Origin of the sequence: Nocardiopsis salina YIM 90010, from assembly GCF_000341025.1 — a bacterium.
Classification (GTDB): domain Bacteria; phylum Actinomycetota; class Actinomycetes; order Streptosporangiales; family Streptosporangiaceae; genus Nocardiopsis; species Nocardiopsis salina.
Genome location: NZ_ANBF01000230.1, coordinates 1 through 2464, shown reverse-complemented (window position 1 = coordinate 2464; position 2464 = coordinate 1). Strand labels below are relative to the sequence as shown.

At 68.8% G+C, this 2464-nt stretch carries 3 protein-coding genes; 1 reads left to right on the top strand and 2 read right to left on the bottom strand.

Annotated features, from left to right (window positions below; genetic code table 11):
* Positions 1–275: dihydrodipicolinate synthase family protein (locus tag D474_RS30060; RefSeq protein ID WP_040704476.1), on the bottom strand; the 275-nt coding region annotated here is incomplete at its 3' end.
* Positions 276–367: 92 nt separating this feature from the next.
* Positions 368–1267 (bottom strand): LysR family transcriptional regulator, encoded by a 900-nt coding sequence (locus D474_RS0125360; RefSeq protein WP_017616289.1) that lies wholly within the window; start codon positions 1265–1267, stop codon positions 368–370.
* A gap of 184 nt (positions 1268–1451) precedes the next feature.
* Here D474_RS0125360 and D474_RS0125355 point away from each other — a divergent pair, with 184 nt between their 5' ends.
* On the top strand, positions 1452–2459 hold the full coding sequence (locus tag D474_RS0125355; RefSeq protein WP_017616288.1) for a Bug family tripartite tricarboxylate transporter substrate binding protein: 1008 nt from the start codon (positions 1452–1454) through the stop codon (positions 2457–2459).
* The last annotated feature ends 5 nt before the right edge of the window (positions 2460–2464 follow it).

The window sequence follows — 2464 nt, the reverse complement described above, 5'->3', positions numbered from 1 at the left end:
TTCCCGCCGGCGGAGCCGATCACCGGTACACCGTCGCGCACCGTGGCCACGGCGGTCTCGGTGACCAGGCGGTGTTCGTCGAAGGAGAGCGAGAAGCCCTCCCCGGTGCCGCCGGCGACGAACAGGCCGCCGATGTCGAATCCGGACTGCCACTCCAGGTGCTCGACGAGCGCGGCCTTGTCCACCTCGTGGTTCGTGTCGAAAGGCGTGACCGGGAAGGACAGAAGGCCGTCCTTGAGGATGTCGGCGAGTTCGACAGGCGTGTGGTCCGGCATCGGGGACCTCCAGGGGAAGGGGTTGGGCCTTATTCACGCTAGGAACGCGCCGTGATGCCTGTCCAAGCCATAATTCGTATGCACCGATACCTTCAGTGCATCGACGAGGTGTCGACAGGCTCCTCCAGAACGGGGAGCACGTGGCGCAGTGCGGGGTTGGTCGAGGTCGACAGCCACACCGCGTGCAGCTGCACCGCGTCCGCGGGCGACTCCAGCAGCGGAACCATCTCGACCCCGGGCAGCCCCAGGTGCTGGGTGGACTGCGGCACCAGTGCGACGCCGTGCCCGGCGCTTACGAGGGCCACGACGGTGAGGATCTGGGTGGCGGTGTGGGCCACCTGGTCCGATCGCACGTCGACGAGGTCGACCACCAGGTCGCGGAAGTAGCGGGCCTGCTCGGCGGAGTACATGATCATGGCTTCACTGCGCAGTTCGTGCCCGGAGACGGGGGTGCCCCGCACGGCGAATCGGTGACCGCTGGGCACGGCAACCGCCAGGGCCTCCGTCAGCAGGAGTGAGGACTCCACGTCCTCCAGCCGGAACGGCGGGCGGGCCAGGCCGATGTCGATCGCGCCGTTGCGCATCGCTTCGAGCTGGGCGGCGGTGACCATCTCGTGCAGTTCGACGTTCACGTCAGGGGCGGCCTCCTTGATGCGTGCGAGCACCGGCCCGAGCACGCTGAGCCCGGAGGCGGCGGTGTAGCCGAGCCGGACCGAACCGACCTTCCCCGAGGCGATCAGGCGGGCCCGCTGGGGTGCGCGTTCGGCCATCTCCAGCAGTTGCACGCACTCGTCCCGGAACGCCTCCCCCGCGGCGGTGGGCCTCACGCCCCGGGACTCCCGGAGGAAGAGCGTGACGCCCAGCGTCTTCTCCAGCTTCTGGATCTGCCGACTCAGGGGAGGCTGCGTCATGTGGAGCCGCTCGGCCGCCCGTCCGAAGTGGCCTTCCTCGGCGACGGCGACGAATGCGCGGGCCTGGTCGAGAGTCAGCATTCCACGCCCCCTTCTGCCATGCACGGAAGGTATCAAGCTATACGAATTCGGGCTTAGACAGGCATCACGACTGTTCCTTAACCTCTGAGAAACCGATCGGTGTGGCGCTGCCCACAACGGAGCGCGACGCCCTTCTCCCCCCGGAACAGCCACCCGCGCATCACCGCCCCTCGAGGAGGCCCCCATGTCCTGGTGCTCGTGTTCGCGCCGTCCGATCACCGCCGTCGCCGCCGGCGGCCTCTCTCTGGGTCTGGTCGCCTGCGGTGGAGTCACCGACGGCGCGGTCGGGGGCGGCGAGTACCCGACAGAACCCATCACCCTGAACGTCGGTCAGGAACCCGGCGGCAGCACCGACCTCATCGCACGGGCCCTCGCCGAGGGTTCGCAGGACGCGCTCGGTGTCTCGATGCCGGTGGAGAACCAGCCCGGTGCCAACGGCGCGATCGCGACGCAGGAGGTCGCCGACCAGAGCCCCGACGGCTACGAGCTCACACTGCTCAACTCCACCCTCATCACGACGACCGCGCAGGTCGTGCCCGAGGAGGAGGCGGTGTCCCTGGACGATCTCGACGTGGTCATGGGGTTGTCGCGCGACGACTACATCATGGTCGCCAACTCCGACACCGGTTACGAGAACGTCGAGGACGTCGAGGCCGACAGCGGAAACGTCTCCTACGGCACCGCCGGCGTCGGCACCGGGAGCCAGCTCGCCCAGCTGCTGCTCTTCGAGGAGGCCGGCATCGAGGGCAACGAGGTGCCCTTCGACAGCGGGGCACCGGCGCTGACGGCCGTGATGGGCGGACAGGTCGACGTCGCCACCGTCCAGGTCGGCGAGGCGATGCCCCAGATCGAATCCGGAACGGTCGACCCCCTGTTGATCTTCTCCGAGGAGCGCAACGAGCACCTGGAGGACGTCCCCACCGCCGTGGAGGAGGGCCACGACATCCCGGTCGCGCAGTACCGCGCTGTCGCGCTGCCCGCGGGCGCCCCGGACGACGTCGAGGACACCCTGCGCGAGGGTTTCGAGGAGATCGTCGCCACCGAGGACTACCAGGCGTTCAACGACGAGAACTACCTGACGCCCGAGGAGGTCTCCGGCGAGGAGGTCGAGGAGCAGTGGACCGCGCTGGCCGACGAGTACGCGCAGCGCGTCGAGGAGAACGGTATCGACCTCGGGGGCGAGGACGAATGACGGAC